Source organism: Amycolatopsis suaedae (assembly GCF_004214935.1).
GTDB classification, from domain to species: domain Bacteria; phylum Actinomycetota; class Actinomycetes; order Mycobacteriales; family Pseudonocardiaceae; genus Amycolatopsis; species Amycolatopsis suaedae.
In genome coordinates, this window is the sequence record NZ_SFCC01000007.1 from 387,242 (window position 1) to 404,813 (window position 17,572).

Below are 17,572 nucleotides of genomic sequence, written 5' to 3' on the forward strand. Positions count from 1 at the left end.
CTCGACGGTGCCAGGCCCATCGTTGTTGACAGACACACGCGGGAGGCTACCGGCGTGGCGGGACACGGCCCGCAGCCGGTGCCGGTCCCCGCTCCCCCGGCGCCGGTGCTATGGCTGAGCACCACGCACCGTCAGAGAGCGACCAGGTCGGCGATCTTCCAGACGCCGTCCACCTTGCGGGCGCCGACGTCGAGGTGCGCCGGCGCGGACTGGGGCGGCGAGCCGTCCGGCCGCAGCGTCTGCTGGTCGAGGAACACCAGCAGACGCGCCTGGTCGCCGGACAGCGTGCGCACACCGGCGGCCCGCACGGTGGTGGTGCGCACCAGCCGCTCCTGCTCGGCCTGCGCGCGGGCGGCGGCGAAGCCGCGCCGGTACTGCTCCACCGCGCCGTCGACGAGCACGTCGCGGGCCGCCCGCTCGGTGCGGGCCAGGTTGGCGTGGTCGTAGGAGAACACCGCCTTGACTCCCGCCGTCACCTGCTCGGTCACCACGCGGGTCGCCTCGGCGTCGGCGAGCGCGCGGTTGCCGGTGTCGCCGGCGAGCCTGTCCGCCTCCAGCCACATCCACACCGCGGCCCCGGCGGCGACCAGCGTCACCGCCGCCAGCACGGCCAGCGTCGTCGCCAGCCTGCGCACCCGGAGCGAGTCGTCCATCATCCGGCCGACTGAACGGCGCTCACCTTCCATCCGCTCTCGGTCCGGTTCAGCTGGACGTCCAGCCTGCTGCGGGTGTCGGCGGGCGGCGCGCCGCGGGTGCTCAGCCGCACGTCGACGACGGCGAGCAGCCGCGCCGTGCCCGCGCCGGGGTCCAGCTCGGCGACCGCGGTCCGGTTGACCGTCGCGGTCGCCACGGTCGCGGTGTCGGTGGCGCGCCGCTGGTGCAGTTCCCGGTCGCCGGACAGGTCCTTGGCCAGCTGCCCGGTGGTGACCTCCAGCCACCGGGCGACGTCGGCCTGGGCCCGCCGGTGGTCCATGGTGTTGAGCACGGCGAGCCCCTCGGTCGCGGCGGCGACGACGGCGTCGCGCTCGCGCGCCACCGTCAGCTCGGCGTCGTCGCTCGCGCTCCACCACGACCAGCCCGTCCAGGCCGCCGCGGCGACGGCCAGCGCGGCGAGCACGGCCAGCACCAGCCGGGCCCGTTCCAGGCTCACTTCGGTACCCCGAGCAGGCCGCCGACGCCGTCCGGCGCACCACCGGAGGTCAGGCCGAGCAGGCCGGGTAGTTCGGACCCGCCCTGCTGTTCCCGCGGGGCGGGGGCTTGCGGGCGGGGCGCGACGTCGACCGGCTTGCCCGCGTACGGCGCGTTCTGCGCGCCCCGGACACCGGTCGGGCTGCCCGGCGGCTCGGCGCAGTACGCCTGCGTGTTCGGCGGTGCCTCACGGGTGTCGTTCGCCGGCCGCTGCCGGGTGCCCTCGTAGCCCTTGGTGCAGGAGAACGGGTCGAACAGGTTCAGCACGAACCCGAGGTGCCCCTCGCCGTTGGAGGTCACCGACCGGCTGAACGACGAGATCACCGGGTAGGCCACCAGCAGCTGCTCGATCGAGTCGACCCGCGAGGTGGTGATCCGCGCGGTGGTGAGCAGGTTGGCGAACACCACGCCGAGGTCCGTTCCAGACGTCGCCAGCAGGTCGCTGACCTGCCTGCTCAGCACCGGCGCCTCGTCGATCACCGTGCGCAGCTGCGGATCGGACGTCTTCAGCTGGCCGGCCACCCGGCGCAGCCCGGCCGCCAGCGTGGTGAGGTTCTCCGACTGCCTGCGCTGGGTGTCCAGCACGACGCGGCCCTGTGCCAGCAGGTCGCGGGTCTGCGGGAGGTTCTCGGTGGCCGCCGCCGTGAACGAACTCGCCGTGTCCAGCAGCGCGCCCAGCTCGGGCCCGACACCGGCGAACGCCCGATAGGTCTCGTCCACCACGATCCGCAGCGACGCTGGGTCCACAGTGGACACAAGTCGGTCCACATTGGTCAGCACGGTGTCCGGGGAGAGCGGGATCGCGGTCCGGTCACGGGGGATCACCGAGCCGTCGGCGAGGTACGGCCCGTTCTCGTGCGACGGCTGCAGGTCGACGTACTGCTCGCCGACGGCCGACCGGTTGGCCACCACGGCGCGGGTGTCGGCGGGGATGTCCGGGCCGCCGGAGTCGACGTCGAGCAGCACGTCCACCCCGGCGTCGGCAAGGCGCAGCTCGCTGACCCGGCCGACGGTCACCCCGCGGTAGGTTACCTCGGCGCCGGTGAAGATGCCGCCGGAGTCGGCCAGCCGCACGGTGACCACGTAGCCGCGGGTGCCGAGCAGCCGGTCCAGCCCGGCGTAGCTGCCGCCGACGTAGCCGACCGAGAGCAGGGCGATCAGCAGGAACGCCAGCAGTTTGGCGCGGTGCCGCCGGGTGATCATCAGCGCACCCCCAGCAGCGAGCCGAGCAGCCCGCCCAGGCCCGGGGCGGGGGCCTGCGACGGCGCCGGGATCGACGGCAGCGGCAACTGCACCGGCGGGGTCTGGCCCACACCCGGGATGGGCAGCTGGATGGGTGGCTGCGACGAGTCGGCGAAGTTTCGCACCAGCGTGTCCAGGTTGAGGTCGACGCGGGCCCGCACGTTGGCGAAGTCGCCGCGGATCACCGCGCCCGCCGCGTCGGGGAACGGGTAGGTGGGCAGGATCTTCAACGCGGTCGGCAGGTTCTGCCCCGCCTCGGCCAGCTTCTCCAGGGTCGGCTGCAGCGCCCGCAGGTTGGCCACCAGGTCCTCCCGGCTGCGCCGCACGGTGTCGTTGGCCGTGCCGGACAGCGTGTTCAGTGCCTGCAGCATGCCGACCAGCTGGTCGCGTTGCTCGCTGAGCACCCGCAGGCCGGGTTCGAGGCCGTCCAGTGCCGTGGTGAGGTTGCCGGTCTGCGCGACCAGCGTGCTGGACAGCCGGTTCAGCCCGTCGATGGCGCGGACGATCTCGCCCTTCTGCCCGGCCAGCTCGGTCGCCAGCGTGTCCACATGGGACAGCAGGGCGCGGATCTGCGGCTCGTTGCCTGCCAGCGCCGCGTTGAGCTCCCTGGTGATCGTGTGCAACTGCTCGATACCGCCACCGTTGAGCAGCAACGACAGCGCGCCGAGCACCTCCTCCACCTCGGGGTTGCGGTTGGTGCGTTCCAGCGGGATGACCGCCCCCTCGGCGAGCCTGCCCTGCGGGTCGCGGGCCGGGGTCCGCAGCTCGACGAACTTCTCCCCCAGCAGGCTGGACTGCCGTAGCTGGGCGGCCGCGTTGCCGGGCAGCACCACGTCGCCGTTGACCGCCATCGACACGATCGCCGACCGGGTGTCCGGTGCCAGTTCGATCCGCTCGACGCGCCCGACCGGCACGTCGTTGACCTTGACCGCGGCCTGCGGGACCAGGTCGAGCACGTCGGCGAACCGCGCGGTGAGCCGGAACGGGTGCTCACCGAGGTCGGCGCCGCCGGGCAGTGGCGTGTTGTACAGCCCCGAGAACCCGGCATCGCCACAGCCCGCCGCCAGTGCCACCACCAGCAGCGCCGCCACGGCCCGCCGGATCACCGGATCCCCCCGAAGCCGTTGGACAGCACGTCGGCCAGCGGCAACGGCAGGGGCGGTAGCTCGCCGCGCTGGGCCGACGCGAGGATCTGTGACAGCGGAGGGATCTTGAGGGTGCCGTCGATGAGCGGGGCGAGGTCGGCACACAGCTTGCCGAGCGTGTCCGGAACCTGTTCCGGGGTGCCGGCGCTGATCAGCCTGCACACGGTGGTCATCAGCGGGTGGGTCAGCTCGTTGGCGTTGTACCGCACCGCGATGCTGCCGGAGGCGGCGTCGTAGGTGTTGATGAAGTTGGTCATGCCGGTGGGGGCGACGTCGAGGATCTCCGCCAGCGCCGCCCGCTGGTCCACCAGCACGCCGGTGATCCCGGTCAGTTTGTCCACGTTGGACTCGACGGCCGTCCGGTTGTCGGCGACGAACCGCTGCACCTCGCCCAGTGCGCCGGACAACGCGGTCAGTGCCGCGCCCACCTCTTCGGACTCACTCGCCAGGAACCCGGTGACGTCGGCCAGCCGGGCGTAGAACTGGTTCAGCTGAGCGTCCGATTCGGACAGTGTGCGGGTGAACACCTGCAGGTTGCGGACGGTCTCGAACAGGTCGCCCTGCGAGCCGTTGAGCGTGCGGGACAGCTCGCCCAGCCTGCGAACGGTCTCGTTCATCGAGCCGCCGTTGCCGTTCAGGTTGGCCGCCGCTGTGTCCAGCACGCCGGACAGGGCACCGTCCTTGTTCGCCCCGTCCGGGCCGAGGCCGGTGGCCAGCTCGTTGAGGCTGCCGTACAGCTCGTCCAGCTCGGCGGGGGTGGCGGTGCGGTCCTGGGCGATCACCGTGCCCGGCTCGGCCTTGGGGCCGTTCTCGTAGGCCGGGGTGAGCTGCACGTAGCGGTCGCTGACCAGGCTCGGCGCCATTACGACCGCGCCGACGTCGGCGGGCAGGTCGACGCCGTCCTCGACCCGCATGTCCACGGCCACCGCCTGCCCGCGCGGGGTGACGCCGGTGACCTCGCCGACCGCCACCCCCAGTACCCGCACCGACGAACCGGCGTAGAGACCGACGGCCTTGTCGAACATGGCGGTGAGCCGGTTACCGCCGGGGTCACGCACCACCCACCACAGCGTCGCGGCGAACAGCAGCCCGGCGACGCAGGCCAGCGCCACCCAGTTCTGCACCTTGCTCGCCCGGACCATCAGCGGCCTCCCTGGTTCGGGCCCGCGATGGGCGGGGTGCAGCCCTCCGGATTGATCGTCGCGCCCGCGACGGTGATCACCGGCGGCAGCAGGCCGCAGATGTAGCCCTCGAACCAGCGGCCGTTGCCGGTGGCGTTGGCGCCGATGCGGGTGAACGGCGCGAGCAGTTCCAGGCTGCGCCGCAGGTTCTCCTGGTTGCGTTGCAGGATCCCGGTGACCGTGCCGAGCTTTTCCAGCGCAGGGCGTAGCTGGTCGCGGTTGTCGGCGACCAGCCCGGTCAGCTGTTCCGACAGCTGCTGCGCGCCACGCAGCAGGGTGGAGATGGCTTCCTTACGGCTGGACAGCTCGGCCAGCAGCAGGTTGCCGTCGCCGATGATGCGGCGCAGCTGGGTGTCCCGCTGCGCCAGCGTCCGGCTCACCGCGCCGGTGTTGGCCAGCAGCTTCGCCAGTTCGGTGTCGCGTGTGGACACCGTGCGGGACAGGGCGGACAGGCCGTCCAGCGCCTCCCGCAGGTGCGGTGGTGTGTTGCGCAGGCTGTCCTGCAGCACGGTGAAGCTCTGCGCGAGCTGGGTGGTGTCGATCTCGCCGACCGTGGTGGACAGCCGGTCGAACGCGTCCTGCAACTGGAACGGCGTCGTGGTGCGGTCCAGGCCGATCACCTGGTTCGGGTCCTGCGAGTCCTGCCCGCGCGGGCGCAGGGCGAGGAACTTCTCCCCCAGCAGCGTCTTGATCTCGATGGCGGCGGTCGACGCGTCGCCGACCCGGGTGCCCGCGACCTCGAACTCGACGCGGACCTTGCGGCCCTCCAGCTCCACCGAGGTGACCGTCCCGACCTTCACCCCGGCCACCTGCACCTCGTTGTCCGGCGCGAGGCCGGCGGCCTCGGCGAAGTAGGCGGCGTAGGTGACGTCGGTGTCCAGCAGCGGCAGGTCGTCCGAGGAGTAGGTGAGCACGGCGATCAACGCGATCAGCGCCAGGGTGACCGCGCCGATCTTCGCGTGGTTGCGTTCCTTTCTCATGTCGGCTGGCACCTCTCCGGCATCTGCGTGGTGGGGATGGGCAGGAACGGGATCGTGACGTTGAGCGAGGAGATGCCGATCGTCCCGGACAGCCCGCACAGGTAATAGTTGAACCAGCTGCCGTAGCTCAGCGTCCGGGTGAACTTGGCCAGGTTGCCCGGCATCACCCGCAGCAGGTGTTCCAGCAGTTCCTCCGAGTCGGCGAGGTTTCCCGACAGGTGGCCCAGCGCGGCGATGTCGTTCTTCAACGCGGGCCGGGCCTCGCCGAGCAGGCTGGCGGTGGTGTCGCTCAGCTCGCCCAGCGCGGCCACCGCCTCGCCGATCGGCTTGCGCTGCTCGGATAGGCCGGTGACCAGTTGCTGGGTGGTGTCGACGAGCCTGCCCAGGTTCGGGCCGCGCTGGTTGACGGTGTCCAGCACGGTGTTGAGGTTGCCGATGACCTGGCCGATGACCTGGTCGCGCTCGGCGATGGTGGACGTCACCGACGCGGTGTGCGCCAGCAGGCTCTCGATCGTGGCGCCCTCGCCCTGGAAGACCTGGATGATCTCCTGGGAGAGCTGGTTGACCTGCTGCGGATCCAGTGCCTGGAACAGCGGCTTGAACCCGTTGAACAACACGGTCAGGTTCAGCGCCGGCGAGGTCCGCTCCAGCGGGATCTCGCCGTCCCTCGCAAGGGTGCCGCCACCGTCCACAGTGGTCTTCAGGGAGAGGTAGCGCTGGCCGATCAGGTTGCGGTACTTGATGGTCGCGGTGACGCCGGCGGGCAGGGTGTAGGCCGACTCGACGGTGAACCGGACCCGGGCGTGGTTCGACTCGGCGGACTCGGCGACGGTGATCTCCTCGACCTGCCCGACCTTGACCCCGGCGATGCGGACGTCGTCGCCGGTCTTCAGGCCGGACGCGTCGGTGAACCTCGCGGTGTAGCCGGCGGTGGCGCCGAAGTCGGTGTTGGCGATGGTCGCGCCCAGCACGGCGGTGAGCAGAACGGTGACCACGGCGAAGATCCCGACCTTGATCAGCGGTGCCGTCACGGACCTCATTCGACGGTCACCTCCGCCCCCCGGTACAGCGGCCCGACCAGCAGCGAGCCCCAGCCCGGCGCGTCCTCCGGCGCGACACCGAGCGCGGGCGCGGTGAGCAGGGCGATCAGCTCCTGCTCGGCCGGTGACCCGGCGACCGCGCCGCTGCCGGCGGGGAATCCGCTCGGCGAGCGCGGTGGCGGCGGGTGCCTGGAGCCGTCCCGGATCGGCCCGCCCGGCGGGTACTGCGGCCACCGGCCCGGCGGCGGCACCTCGGGGTAACACCGCGGGCCGCGTTTGTCGTCGTAGCGTGGCTCGTCGACCCCGGGCAGGTACTTGCCCCGGCTGGCGGTGATGCGGATCGTCACGTGGTTCATCTCGTCGGTGCCTTTGCCGAACGCCTCCTCCGCGCGCGGGACCGACTCGGCGAGCTGACGTAGCAGGCAGGGGTACTCCGGCGCGTACTTGGCCAGGACGTCCAGCGTCGGGCGCATCGCGGAGGTCAGGTTGATGATGTTGTCCTTGTTGGCCCGCAGGAAGCCCTCCAGGTCGACGGCGGCGCCGGTGACGCTGGCGTAGAGGTCGGTCAGGCCCTGCCGTTTCTCGACGACCGTGCGGCTGGTCGTGGTCAGGTCGGCCAGCGCCTCCAGGAAGTCCGGCGCGGCGCGATCGTAGACGTCCGCGACGTCGGCGAGGCCGGTGATGTCGGCCTTGAGGTCGGGCAGGCTCGGGTTCAGCTTGCCCAGGTAGTCCGACAGCCGCACCAGCGTGTCACCGAGCCGTTCGCCGCGGCCCTCCAGCGCGGTGGACACCGCGGTCAGCGTGCTGGCCAGCTTCTGCGGCTGGACCGCCTGCAGCAGCGGCAGGACGTCGGACAGGACCTGTTCCAGCTCGATCGCGGTGCTGCTGCGGTCCTGGCCGATCACGTCGCCCTCGCGGATGCGTTGCGGCGTGGGCTGTTCCGGCGGCTGCAGGGCCACATACCGTTCGCCGAACAGGGTCTTCGGCAGCAGCCGGGCCGACACGGTGGCCGGAATGGCGCCGGTCCTGTCCGGGTCCAGCGCCAGGTCGAGGACCGCGCCGTCGCCGGTGGTGCCGATGGCGCGGACCTCCCCGACCACCATGCCGCGGATCTTGACGTCGGCACCCGGCCGTAGCTGGTTGCCGACGTGGTCGGTCTCCAGCCGCACCATGGTGACCGGTGTGAACTCCTTGCGGTAGATGGCGACCGTGGTGGTCACGAACGCCACGGCGACGGCCACCAGCACCAGCCCCAGCAGCTGGTGCCAGAGCCTGCGGTACAGCCGCCTGCGCCCCGGGTTCACGACTCGGCTCCCGTCATCCGGAGATCCGCACGGTCCTGCCCCGCGAGTCCACCGCTCGCACCCCGCGAGTTGGCCACTCGCACCGCGGCGCCCGGTCCGCACAATGCCGTGAAGGGGGCCTTCACGGCGTCTGGTGCCGTGAGGGCCCCCTTCACGGCATCCACGCCACTGCGGCAGTCACACCAGTCACACGTGTCACAGCGATCGGAGCAACCCACGTGCGCAAGCAGTCGTCGATGCGGAATTTGGATACTTGAAGTCCCCCAATGCCACATTGGGGTACTTGAACTCCCCCAATGTGGCATTGGGGTACTTCCGCGGGCGGCCGTCATCCGGAGATCCGCACGGTCGTCGTGGCGCCCCAGATGGCCAGCGAGAGGAAGAAGTCCAGCACCGCGATCAGCACGATGGCCGAGCGCACCGCGCGGCCGACGGCCACGCCCACCCCGGCAGGCCCGCCGCGCGCGGTGTAGCCGTAGTAGCAGTGCGCCATGATCACCACCACGCTGAAGATCAGCACCTTGAGAAACGACCACAGCACGTCCTCCGGGGGCAGGAACAGCGTGAAGTAGTGGTCGTACGTGCCCGCGGACTGGCCGTAGAACCACACGGTGATCTGCCGCGAGGCCAGGTACGACGACAGCAGGCCCAGCGCGTACAGCGGGATCACCGCGGCGACGCCCGCGATGACCCGGGTGGTCACCAGGTACGGGATGCTGGGCACGCCCATGACCTCGAGCGCGTCGATCTCCTCGGAGATCCGCATGGCGCCCAGCTGCGCGGTGAACCCGCAGCCCACCGTCGCCGACAACGCCAGCCCCGCCGACAGCGGTGCCACCTCGCGGGTGTTGAAGTACGCCGAGATGAACCCGGTCAGCGCCGCGGTGCCCAGCTGGTTGAGCGCCGAGTAACCCTGCAGCCCGACGACCAGACCGGTGAACAACGTCATCCCGATCATCACGCCGACCGTGCCGCCGATGACCGCCAGTGCGCCGGTGCCGAAGCTGACCTCGGTGAGCAGCCGCAACGTCTCCCGGGTGTAGCGGCGCAGCGTGCGCGGGACCCAGGCCAGCACGCGCACGGCGAACGACAGCTGCGCGCCGAAGCCCTCCAGGAACGCGCCCGGGCGCGCGATCAGCTCCAGGGTGCGGTCGGGGACGCGGGGTTCTGCCATTACAACGCCTTCGGCGGCACGACCTGCAGGTAGATCGCGGTCAGCACCACGTTGATGGCGAACAACAGCAGGAACGTGATCACGACGGCCTGGTTGACGGCGTCACCGACCCCCTTCGGCCCTGCCGACGGGTTGAGCCCGCGGAAGGCCGCCACCACACCGGCGACGAACCCGTACAGGAACGCCTTGATCTCGCTGATCCACAGGTCCGGCAGCTGTGCCAGCGCGTTGAAGCTGGCCAGGTACGCGCCGGGCGTCCCGCCCTGCATGACGACGTTGAAGAAGTACCCGCCGAGCACGCCGACGACGCTGACCAGGCCGTTGAGCAGCACCGACACGACGATGGCCGCGAGCACCCTCGGCACGATCAGGCGCTGCACGGGGTTGACCCCGAGCACCTCCATAGCGTCGATCTCCTCGCGGATCTTGCGGGCGCCGATGTCCGCGCACACCGCGCTGCCGCCCGCGCCGGCCACCAGCAGCGCCGTGATCAGCGGGCTGGCCTGTTGCACGATGGCCAGTGCGCTCGCGGCACCGGTGAACGACTGCGCGCCGATCTGCTGGGTCAGCGACCCCAGCTGCAGTGCGATGACCGCGCCGAACGGGATGGCGACCAGCGCCGTCGGCAGGATGGTGACGCTGGCGAAGAACCAGCACTGCTGGATCCACTCGCGGAGCTGGAACGGGCGGCGCGGGATGGCCCGCAGGACGTCCCACGCCAGCGCGGCCAGCCTGCCCACCTGCACGAGCGCGGCGGTGCCGGGGATCGCCCTTGATCCCCCGTGTTCGGCCATGACACCTCCGTGCCCTCGGTGCTCAGATCTTCAGCGCGTGGGTCGCCGTTGCCCCACCGTCCGCGACGAACTCCCCTCCGGTGCAGTACGAGCTGTCGTCGCTGGCCAGGAACGCCACCACCGCGGCGATCTCCTCCGGCTGCCCGAGCCGCTTCAGCGCGACCCTGCGGGTGAGCCGGGACATGTCGACCTCCGCGCCCCCCATGGCGTCGGACACCATGTCGGTGTCGATCATGCCGGGGTGAACGGAGTTCACGCGAATCCCTTTCTCACCGAGCTCCAGCGCGGCCACCTTCGTCATCCCGCGGATGGCGAACTTACTCGCCGTGTAGGCCACCAGGAAGGGCATCCCCGCCAGTCCCTCCACTGAGGACACGTTGACGATCGACCCGCCGCCCGCAGCGGACATCGGTTCAACGACCGAACGCATGCCGAGAAACGCACCGAACTGGTTGACCCGCACGACCCGCTCGTAGTCGGCCAGCGTGGTGCTGCCCAGCGCGGAGAAGTGCAGGATGCCCGCGTTGTTGACCAGCACGTTCAGCGAACCGAACACCTCGACCGCGTGTGCCACGGCTGCCGACCAGTCGTCCTCGTCGGTCACGTCGAGGTGGCGGAACACGGCGGCGTCGCCGAGTTCGTCGGCCAGCTGCTTGCCGCCGTCGTCGGCGATGTCGGCGATCATCACCCGGGCACCCTCGGCGACCATCCGCCGGGCCGCGGCGGCACCCTGCCCGCGTGCCGCGCCGGTGACGAGCGCGGTCTTCCCGGCGAGCCTCACATCATCTCCTCGGTCAACGGCATCAGCACGGACTTCAGCTCGGTGTACGCCTCGTACGCGGACTGGCCGCCCTCCCGGCCGAGCCCGGACTCCTTGAACCCGCCGAACGGCAGGTGCGGCTCCACCTGGAACCCGTTGATACCGATCGTGCCCACCCGGAGGCGACGCGACACGCGGAAGGCACGCTGGACATCAGCCGTGAAGACGCCGGCACCGAGCCCGTACTCCGTGTCGTTGGCCAGTTCGACCGCCTCGTCCTCGTCACCGAACGGGACGACGGCCAGCACCGGGCCGAAGATCTCCTCGCGGGCGATGGTGGCGGAGTTGTCGACGTCGGCGAAGATCGTCGGCGCGACGAAGTTGCCGTTCGCCAGGTCGCCGCCGAGCCGTTCGCCGCCGGTGACCAGCCGCGCGCCCTCCTGCTTGCCCTTCTCGATGTAGCCGAGCACCCGCTCCAGCTGCCTGCCGTTGATCAGCGGGCTGGAGATGACCGACGGCTCGAACGGGTCGCCGTAGGTGACCGCGGCGGCCATGCCCTGCGCGGCGCCGAGGAACTCGTCGTAGACGTCGCGGTGCACCAGAGCGCGGGTGTTGGCCACGCAGGCCTGCCCGGACAGCCCCATGGTGACCGCGCCGACGACGGTCGCGGCGGCGATCGCCACGTTCGGCGCGTCGGCGAAGACCAGCGCCGGGCTCTTGCCGCCGAGTTCCAGCGACACGCGCTTCAGCGTGCCCGCCGACGCCTCGACGATGCGCTTGCCGACCGTCCGGCTGCCGGTGAAGCTGACCTTGTCCACGCCGGGGTGGGTGATCATGGCCTCGCCGACCGGGTCGCCCGGCCCGGTGACGACGTTGAGCACGCCGGGCGGCAGGCCCGCCTCGGTGAGCAGCCGCACCATCCGCAGCACGGCGAACGTCGCGTACTCCGACGGCTTGAGCACCACCGTGCAGCCCGCCGCCAGCGCGGGCGCGACCTTCTGCGCGAACAGCAGGAACGGGGCGTTCCAGGGCAGGATCGCCGCGACGACACCGACCGGTTCGCGGAACGTCATGGCCAGGTGGTCGCCGCCCTGGTACGGCGGCAGCGTCTGCCCGCCGACCTTGTCGACCCAGCCGGCGTGGTGGGTGAACACGTCGGCGGCGGCCTCCACCGAGGTCGCGTAGATTCCGCCGAACGACAGCGGCACCGAGTTGTCCAGTGCCTGCAGGCCGCGCAGTTCGTCGGCGTGCTCACGCAGCAGCGCGGCGAACCGCAGCAGGACGTCGATGCGGGTGCGGGCCCTGCTGGTGGCCCAGCCGTCGAACGCGGCCCGCGCCGCGGCGACCGCGTCGTCGACGTCGGCCGCGGTGCCGGAGACGAATCCGCCCACCTCCTCGCCGGTCGCCGGGTGCTGGTGGGTCCAGGTCTGCCCGCCCCTGCCGTCGGTCCACTGCCCGTCGATGAACAGCTGCCCGGCCTTGAGGCCGAGGGACTCGCGGTGCGGCTGCACGGTCAACGTCATCGGGTGTGCTCCTTGGTCGGTTCCAGGGCCATCAGCTCGTCGGCGGCGAACATGCGGGCGGGGTCGCGGGCGGCGAAGTAGCCGCCGAGCCGGGTTTCCAGCTCCTCGTGTGTCCACAGTGGTCCGGCGGTGTCGAAGCGCTGCTCCACCGACGGCGGGCGGAGCAGGGCGACCATGCCGCCGTGGACGACGAACACCTGGCCGCTGATCCGCTCGGCGGCCGGGGAGGCGAGGTAGGCGACCAGGGGTGCGACGTGGTCGACCGACAGCGGATCGGCCGCGCCGTCGGGCGCGTCGCCGAACACGCCGGCGGTCATCGCGGTGCGGGCGCGGGGGCAGATGGCGTTGGCACGGACGCCGTAGCGGGCCAGTCCCCTGGCGGCGGACACGGTCAGCGCGACGATCCCCGCCTTGGCGGCGGCGTAGTTGGCCTGGCCCGGCGGGCCGAGCAGGAACGCCTCCGACGCGGTGTTGACCACGCTGCCGTAGACCGGTTCACCGGTCTCCTTGGCCCGCGCCCGCCAGTGCGTGGCGGCGTCGCGGGTGAGCAGGAAGTGCCCGCGCAGGTGGACCCGCACGACGGTGTCCCACTCGTCGTCGGACATGCCGGTCAGCATGCGGTCCCGCAGCACGCCCGCGTTGTTGACCACGACGTCCAGGCCGCCGAAGTGCTCGACGGCAGCGGTCAGCAGGGCCCGCGGGACGGCGGCGTCGGACACGTCACCGGGCACGGCCAGTGCCTTGCCGCCCGCCGCCTCGATCTCGGCCGCCACCTCGTGCGCGGCGTCATCGAGGTCGTTGACGACCACGGCGGCACCGGCACCGGCCAGCGCGAGCGCCTCGGCGCGGCCGAGGCCGGCACCGGCGCCGGTGACGACCGCGGTCCTGCCCTCCAGCGCGTTCACCCCAGCGTCACCACCTGGCGGATCAGGTCGCTGTGGCCTTCCCTCAGCACGCCGAGGCCGTCGTTGATGTCGTCGAAGGTGAGCCTGCGCGAGATCATCCCGTCGAGGTCGAGCAGGCCGGCGCGCCAGAAGTCGAGCATGCGCTGGGTGTCCCGGGCGACGTTGACCCCGCCGTAGAAGGAGCCGAGCAGCCGCTTGTCGTGCAGGAACAGTTCCTGCGCGGAGAACTGGACCATCGCGTCGCCCCGGCCGGCGCCGACGATCACGGTCGCCCCGCCGCGGCGGGTGTGGTCCCACGCCGAGCGGATGGTCGCCGGGTTGCCGACGACGTCGAAGACGTAGTCGAAGCCCTCGGCGGCGGTCACCTCCTGTTTCAGCGCCTCGACACCGTCGGGTGTGGTGGCGTGGGTGGCGCCGAAGCGGGTGGCGATCGGGTGCTTGGCCTCGACCGGGTCGACGGCCGCGATCACCGTGGCACCGGCGATCCGCGCGCCCTGGATGGCCGAGATCCCCACGCCTCCGCAGCCGATGATCAGCACCCGCGAGCCGGGCTCGACGGCCGCCGTGTTGAGCACCGCACCGGCACCGGTCAGCACACCGCAGGCGACCAGCGCGGCCGTCTCGAACGGCACCGCCGGGTCGATCTTGATCGCACCGGCCGCGGGCACCACCACCTCGTCGGCGAACGTGCCCAGCCCGGCGTAGCCGAACAGCGGCGTGTCGCCGAGGCGGAAGCGCGGCGAGGTGAACGCGGCGATGGCGTGCACCGGGCACAGGTGGGTCTGGCCACGCAGGCAGCTCGGGCAGGTGCCGCAGGGCGGGACGAACGAGACGGTCACGTGGTCGCCCGGCGCGAGGTGCTCCACGCCGCTGCCGACCTCGAGCACCTCACCGGCGCCCTCGTGACCGACCACGCCGGGCGCCAGCGCGGGCAGCGTGCCGTCCATGGCCGACAGGTCGCTGTGGCAGATCCCGCAGGCCCGCACCCCGATGCGCACCTCGTGCGGGCCCGGCGCGACGGTGCTGACGTCGTCCCTGAGTTCGAGCTTGTCGTCGCCGATCGCGTTCAGTACGGCCGCTCTCACGTCGCGTGCTCCCTCGCTCGCCGCCGGCCGCCGCTGGCCGGGCACTCAGAGCACAGACTAGAATCTGTTCTCGTTTACATCAAGAGTGCACTACTGCCGCAAGAGCAGGGCGTTCTTGGGACAAGCCGCGATCGCGTTGGAAACTCGTTCTAGTTCCTCACGCGGTGGATGCGGCTGGCGAATCCGCAGCTCCTCGTCCTCGTCGAGCTCGAACACGGCCGGCGCCATCGCCACGCACAGCTCGTTGGCCTCGCACAGGGAGCGGTCGACGCTGATCTCCACGCTTCCTCCGTTCGACGATCGGTGCTACAACTAGAACAGGTTCTACACTACGCGGGTGGCGCCTCGGCGACCACAACGAGCGGGTCTGACGGAGGTGACGGCCGGTGCGGATCGGCTACACGCGCGAGCAGGAGGAACTACGCGACGAGCTGCGTTCCTACTTCGCCGGGCTGATGACCGCCGAGCGCAGGGCCGGGCTGGCCGGGCCGGGCGGCGAGTACGGCGATGGCGTGGCGTACAAGGAGATCGTGCGGCAGCTGGGCCGGGACGGCTGGCTCGCCATCGGCTGGCCGACCGAGTACGGCGGGCAGCAGCGGTCCATGGTGGACCAGCTGATCTTCACCGACGAGGCGGCCCGCGCCGGGGTGCCGATCCCGTTCCTGACGATCAACACCATCGGCCCGACCATCATGCGCTTCGGCACCCCGGAACAGAAGGCGTTCTACCTGCCCCGCATCGCGGCGGGCGAGCTGCACTTCTCGATCGGCTACTCGGAGCCGGAAGCCGGAACCGACCTGGCGTCACTGCGCACCCGTGCCGTGCGTGACGGTGACGGCTACGTCGTCACCGGGCAGAAGATGTGGACCAGCCTGATCGAGTACGCCGACTACGTGTGGCTGGCCGTGCGCACCGACCCGGACGCCCGCAAGCACAAGGGGATCAGCATCCTGGTCGTGCCCACCGACGCGCCGGGGTTCTCCTGGACGAAGGTGCGCACGGTGGCCGGGCCGGGCACCAGCGCCACGTTCTACGACGGTGTGCGGGTCGGCCTGGACGCGCGGATCGCCGAGGAGAACGCCGGCTGGCCGCTGATCACCAACCAGCTCAACCACGAGCGGGTCGCGCTCACCTCGGCCGCGCCGGTGCGGGCGGCGCTGCGGGAGGTCACCGAGTGGGCCGCGCGGACGAAGCAACCCGACGGCAGCCGGGTCATCGACGCGGAGTGGGTCCGTACCCATCTGGCCAGGGTCCACGCCGGCGCGGACTACCTGAAGCTGCGCAACTGGAAGATCGCGTGGGCGGCGGCCGAGAACGAGCTGGGCCCCGGCGAGGCGTCGGCGACCAAGGTGTACGGCACCGAGTTCGCGCTGGAGGCCTACCGGCTGCTGATGGAGGTCCTCGGCGCCGCGGCCGTCGTCCGGGAGGGCTCGCCGGGCGCGGTACTGCGCGGCAAGGTCGAGCGGCTGCACCGGTCGTCGCTGATCCTCACCTTCGGCGGCGGCACCAACGAGATGCAGCGCGACCTCGTCGCGGCCACCACACTCGGACTTCCGGTCACGCGTTAGGACAGGGTATGGACTTCTCGCACACCGAGGCACAGCAGGCACTGTCCGGGCTCGCCCGCCGGATCCTGCGAGAACGCTGTGATCCGCGGTCTTGGGACGAGCCCGGTTCCGGCGGGTTCGACCGTGCACTGTGGACGGAGCTGGCCCGCGCCGGGGTCGTCGACGCGGCGCTGCCGAGCACGGCGGGCGGCGGCGGTTTCGGCCTGCTGGAACAGTGCGCCGTGCTCGTGGAGATCGGCCGTACGGTGGCGCCGGTGCCCTACCTGGCCACCGTGACGGCCGCTGCCGCCGTGGCCGAGTTCGGGGACGCGCGGCAGGTCGAGCGCGAGGTGGTCCCGGTCGCCAGGGGCGAGCGCGTCCTCACCTCGGCGCTGGCCGACGCGGGCGCGCCCTGCGGGTTCACCGCGCAGCGGACCGAGGACGGCTGGCTGGTCAGCGGCACGCAGAGCACCGTGCCGTACGCGGCGTTCGCCGACGCCGTGCTGGTGCCCGCGGTCGCGGCCGACTCGACCGTGCTGCTGATCGTCGGCACCGGCGCCGACGGCGTGACCGTCGAGCCGCAGCGCACCGTCGACCGCGGCGACGCCGGGCTGGTGCGGCTGACCGACGTCGCGGTACCGGACACGGCCGTGCTGGGCTCGCCGGACGCGGCGGCGTGGCTGCGGGCGCGGGTCACCGTGGCCTGGTGTGCCCTGCAGCTGGGCGTGCTGGACGAGGCGCTGACCCGGACCGCGGAGTACGCCAAGGAACGCAAGCAGTTCGACCACGCCATCGCCGGTTTCCAGGCGGTGCGTCAGCGCCTCGCCGACGGGCATCTGGACGTCGAGGCGGTCCGCCTGACGCTGTGGCAGGCCGCCAGCAGGCTGGCCGACGGCCTGCCCGCCGAGCGCGACGTCGCGACGGCGAAGTTCTGGGCGGCCGAGGCCGGGCACCGGGTGGCGCACACCGCGGTGCACATCCACGGCGGAGTCGGGATCGACACCGACCACCCGCTGCACCGCTACTTCGTGGCGGCGAAGCGGGCGGAGTTCGCCCTCGGCGGCGCCACCGCGCAGCTGCGCACGCTGGGCGGCCTGCTCGCCCCTACCTGACGGTGTCGCCGGACTTGCGGCCGGACCGGCTCATGCTCACCAGCCCGGCGATCCCGACACCGGCGCCCGCGACGACGAGCACCACGCCGGCGATCCGGAAGATCTTGGGCGAGGAGTTGTAGTCGGCGACTTCCCGCATGCTCTCGCTCGACACCGGGCAGCCCTTCTCCTGGTCGTAGAACCCGGAGGTCGGCCCGCCCGGCGTAGCGCATTCGGTGTCGGGACCGCCCGGCTGCAACAGGAACGAGGCAATGCCCAGCACGAGCAGCGCGGCGGCGACGAAGAACAGTTTCCGGTGAGTTGGCACCGGCCCTGTATAACCGGATCACGCGGCGGCGGTGTCGGTCGAACGCCCCACACCGCCGCCGTCACTCCCTCCGGCGCCGGCTGGCTGCCACCACGAACGAGACAACACACCAAACACCAGAGCACGTGAAGGCCACCATCACCACGTCACACGTCAGGGCCCCGGCAAAGTCGAGTCGCGGGCAGGCGAGTGGCTGGTCTCGAGCGTGGAACTCGCGTCAGTGTCAGGGTGGGTGTGCCGCTGTTGCGGTGGTGGGGATCCTGGCGGGGTGGTGGTCTGGCTCGA

18 protein-coding genes are annotated in these 17,572 nt (G+C 71.6%); 2 read left to right on the plus strand and 16 right to left on the minus strand.

What is annotated here, in order from left to right; translation table 11 throughout:
• Positions 1–131: 131 nt before the first annotated feature.
• The 15 genes from EWH70_RS16305 to EWH70_RS16375 all read right to left on the minus strand — a co-directional run bounded on the left by EWH70_RS16305 (position 132) and on the right by EWH70_RS16375 (position 14,603).
• Positions 132–656, minus strand: coding sequence for a hypothetical protein (locus EWH70_RS16305; protein WP_240687008.1), 525 nt, complete (start codon positions 654–656; stop codon positions 132–134).
• Complete coding sequence (locus EWH70_RS16310; protein ID WP_240687009.1) at positions 653–1,150, minus strand: hypothetical protein; 498 nt, start codon at positions 1,148–1,150, stop codon at positions 653–655. Before EWH70_RS16310 ends, EWH70_RS16305 begins: the two co-directional genes overlap by 4 nt.
• On the minus strand, positions 1,147–2,391 hold the full coding sequence (locus EWH70_RS16315; protein WP_130476234.1) for an MCE family protein: 1,245 nt from the start codon (positions 2,389–2,391) through the stop codon (positions 1,147–1,149). Before EWH70_RS16315 ends, EWH70_RS16310 begins: the two co-directional genes overlap by 4 nt.
• Positions 2,391–3,533 (minus strand): MCE family protein, encoded by a 1,143-nt coding sequence (locus EWH70_RS16320; protein ID WP_130476294.1) that lies wholly within the window; start codon positions 3,531–3,533, stop codon positions 2,391–2,393. Before EWH70_RS16320 ends, EWH70_RS16315 begins: the two co-directional genes overlap by 1 nt.
• Positions 3,533–4,717 (minus strand): MCE family protein, encoded by a 1,185-nt coding sequence (locus tag EWH70_RS16325; RefSeq protein ID WP_130476235.1) that lies wholly within the window; start codon positions 4,715–4,717, stop codon positions 3,533–3,535. Before EWH70_RS16325 ends, EWH70_RS16320 begins: the two co-directional genes overlap by 1 nt.
• Complete coding sequence (locus EWH70_RS16330; RefSeq protein ID WP_130476236.1) at positions 4,717–5,736, minus strand: MCE family protein; 1,020 nt, start codon at positions 5,734–5,736, stop codon at positions 4,717–4,719. The genes EWH70_RS16325 and EWH70_RS16330 overlap by 1 nt, the downstream gene beginning before the upstream one ends.
• Positions 5,733–6,776: an MCE family protein gene (locus EWH70_RS16335; protein ID WP_130476237.1), complete on the minus strand. Its 1,044-nt coding sequence runs from the start codon at positions 6,774–6,776 to the stop codon at positions 5,733–5,735. Before EWH70_RS16335 ends, EWH70_RS16330 begins: the two co-directional genes overlap by 4 nt.
• Positions 6,773–8,080, minus strand: a complete 1,308-nt coding sequence (locus EWH70_RS16340; protein ID WP_130476238.1) for an MCE family protein — start codon at positions 8,078–8,080, stop codon at positions 6,773–6,775. Before EWH70_RS16340 ends, EWH70_RS16335 begins: the two co-directional genes overlap by 4 nt.
• Before the next feature lie 328 nt (positions 8,081–8,408).
• Positions 8,409–9,254, minus strand: a complete 846-nt coding sequence (locus EWH70_RS16345) for an MlaE family ABC transporter permease (protein WP_130476239.1) — start codon at positions 9,252–9,254, stop codon at positions 8,409–8,411.
• Positions 9,254–10,048, minus strand: a complete 795-nt coding sequence (locus tag EWH70_RS16350) for an MlaE family ABC transporter permease (RefSeq protein WP_130476240.1) — start codon at positions 10,046–10,048, stop codon at positions 9,254–9,256. Before EWH70_RS16350 ends, EWH70_RS16345 begins: the two co-directional genes overlap by 1 nt.
• Positions 10,049–10,070: 22 nt before the next feature.
• The gene (locus EWH70_RS16355; protein ID WP_130476241.1) at positions 10,071–10,829 is read right to left on the minus strand and encodes a glucose 1-dehydrogenase; all 759 of its coding nucleotides are present in this window, start codon (positions 10,827–10,829) and stop codon (positions 10,071–10,073) included.
• Positions 10,826–12,331 carry an aldehyde dehydrogenase family protein gene (locus tag EWH70_RS16360; RefSeq protein WP_130476242.1) on the minus strand — a complete coding sequence of 502 codons (1,506 nt, stop codon included), beginning with the start codon at positions 12,329–12,331 and terminating at the stop codon, positions 10,826–10,828. The genes EWH70_RS16355 and EWH70_RS16360 overlap by 4 nt, the downstream gene beginning before the upstream one ends.
• Positions 12,328–13,236, minus strand: a complete 909-nt coding sequence (locus EWH70_RS16365) for a 3-oxoacyl-ACP reductase (RefSeq protein ID WP_130476243.1) — start codon at positions 13,234–13,236, stop codon at positions 12,328–12,330. The genes EWH70_RS16360 and EWH70_RS16365 overlap by 4 nt, the downstream gene beginning before the upstream one ends.
• Positions 13,233–14,321, minus strand: coding sequence for a Zn-dependent alcohol dehydrogenase (locus tag EWH70_RS16370; protein ID WP_130476244.1), 1,089 nt, complete (start codon positions 14,319–14,321; stop codon positions 13,233–13,235). Before EWH70_RS16370 ends, EWH70_RS16365 begins: the two co-directional genes overlap by 4 nt.
• Positions 14,322–14,411: 90 nt before the next feature.
• Positions 14,412–14,603 carry a ferredoxin gene (locus tag EWH70_RS16375; protein WP_130476245.1) on the minus strand — a complete coding sequence of 64 codons (192 nt, stop codon included), beginning with the start codon at positions 14,601–14,603 and terminating at the stop codon, positions 14,412–14,414.
• A gap of 104 nt (positions 14,604–14,707) precedes the next feature.
• On the opposite strand from EWH70_RS16375, the gene EWH70_RS16380 reads away from it, so the two are divergent.
• Complete coding sequence (locus tag EWH70_RS16380; RefSeq protein ID WP_130476246.1) at positions 14,708–15,889, plus strand: acyl-CoA dehydrogenase family protein; 1,182 nt, start codon at positions 14,708–14,710, stop codon at positions 15,887–15,889.
• Between the two features lie 8 nt (positions 15,890–15,897).
• Positions 15,898–16,980: an acyl-CoA dehydrogenase family protein gene (locus tag EWH70_RS16385; RefSeq protein ID WP_130476247.1), complete on the plus strand. Its 1,083-nt coding sequence runs from the start codon at positions 15,898–15,900 to the stop codon at positions 16,978–16,980.
• Here the strand turns inward: EWH70_RS16385 and EWH70_RS16390 are convergent.
• Positions 16,973–17,287, minus strand: coding sequence for a hypothetical protein (locus tag EWH70_RS16390; RefSeq protein WP_130476248.1), 315 nt, complete (start codon positions 17,285–17,287; stop codon positions 16,973–16,975). The two genes, EWH70_RS16385 and EWH70_RS16390, sit on opposite strands and share 8 nt — an antisense overlap.
• Positions 17,288–17,572 lie beyond the last annotated feature (285 nt).

Excerpts from the sequence above, each read along its gene's own strand:
- EWH70_RS16345 (WP_130476239.1), bottom strand. The coding sequence starts at position 9,254 with ATGGCAGAACCCCGCGTCCCCGACCGCACCCTGGAGCTGATCGCGCGC.
- EWH70_RS16335 (WP_130476237.1), bottom strand. The coding sequence starts at position 6,776 with ATGAGGTCCGTGACGGCACCGCTGATCAAGGTCGGGATCTTCGCCGTG.
- EWH70_RS16350 (WP_130476240.1), bottom strand. The coding sequence starts at position 10,048 with ATGGCCGAACACGGGGGATCAAGGGCGATCCCCGGCACCGCCGCGCTC.
- EWH70_RS16315 (WP_130476234.1), bottom strand. The coding sequence starts at position 2,391 with ATGATCACCCGGCGGCACCGCGCCAAACTGCTGGCGTTCCTGCTGATC.
- EWH70_RS16325 (WP_130476235.1), bottom strand. The coding sequence starts at position 4,717 with ATGGTCCGGGCGAGCAAGGTGCAGAACTGGGTGGCGCTGGCCTGCGTC.
- EWH70_RS16360 (WP_130476242.1), bottom strand. The coding sequence starts at position 12,331 with ATGACGTTGACCGTGCAGCCGCACCGCGAGTCCCTCGGCCTCAAGGCC.
- EWH70_RS16305 (WP_240687008.1), bottom strand. The coding sequence starts at position 656 with ATGATGGACGACTCGCTCCGGGTGCGCAGGCTGGCGACGACGCTGGCC.
- EWH70_RS16385 (WP_130476247.1), top strand. The coding sequence starts at position 15,898 with ATGGACTTCTCGCACACCGAGGCACAGCAGGCACTGTCCGGGCTCGCC.
- EWH70_RS16330 (WP_130476236.1), bottom strand. The coding sequence starts at position 5,736 with ATGAGAAAGGAACGCAACCACGCGAAGATCGGCGCGGTCACCCTGGCG.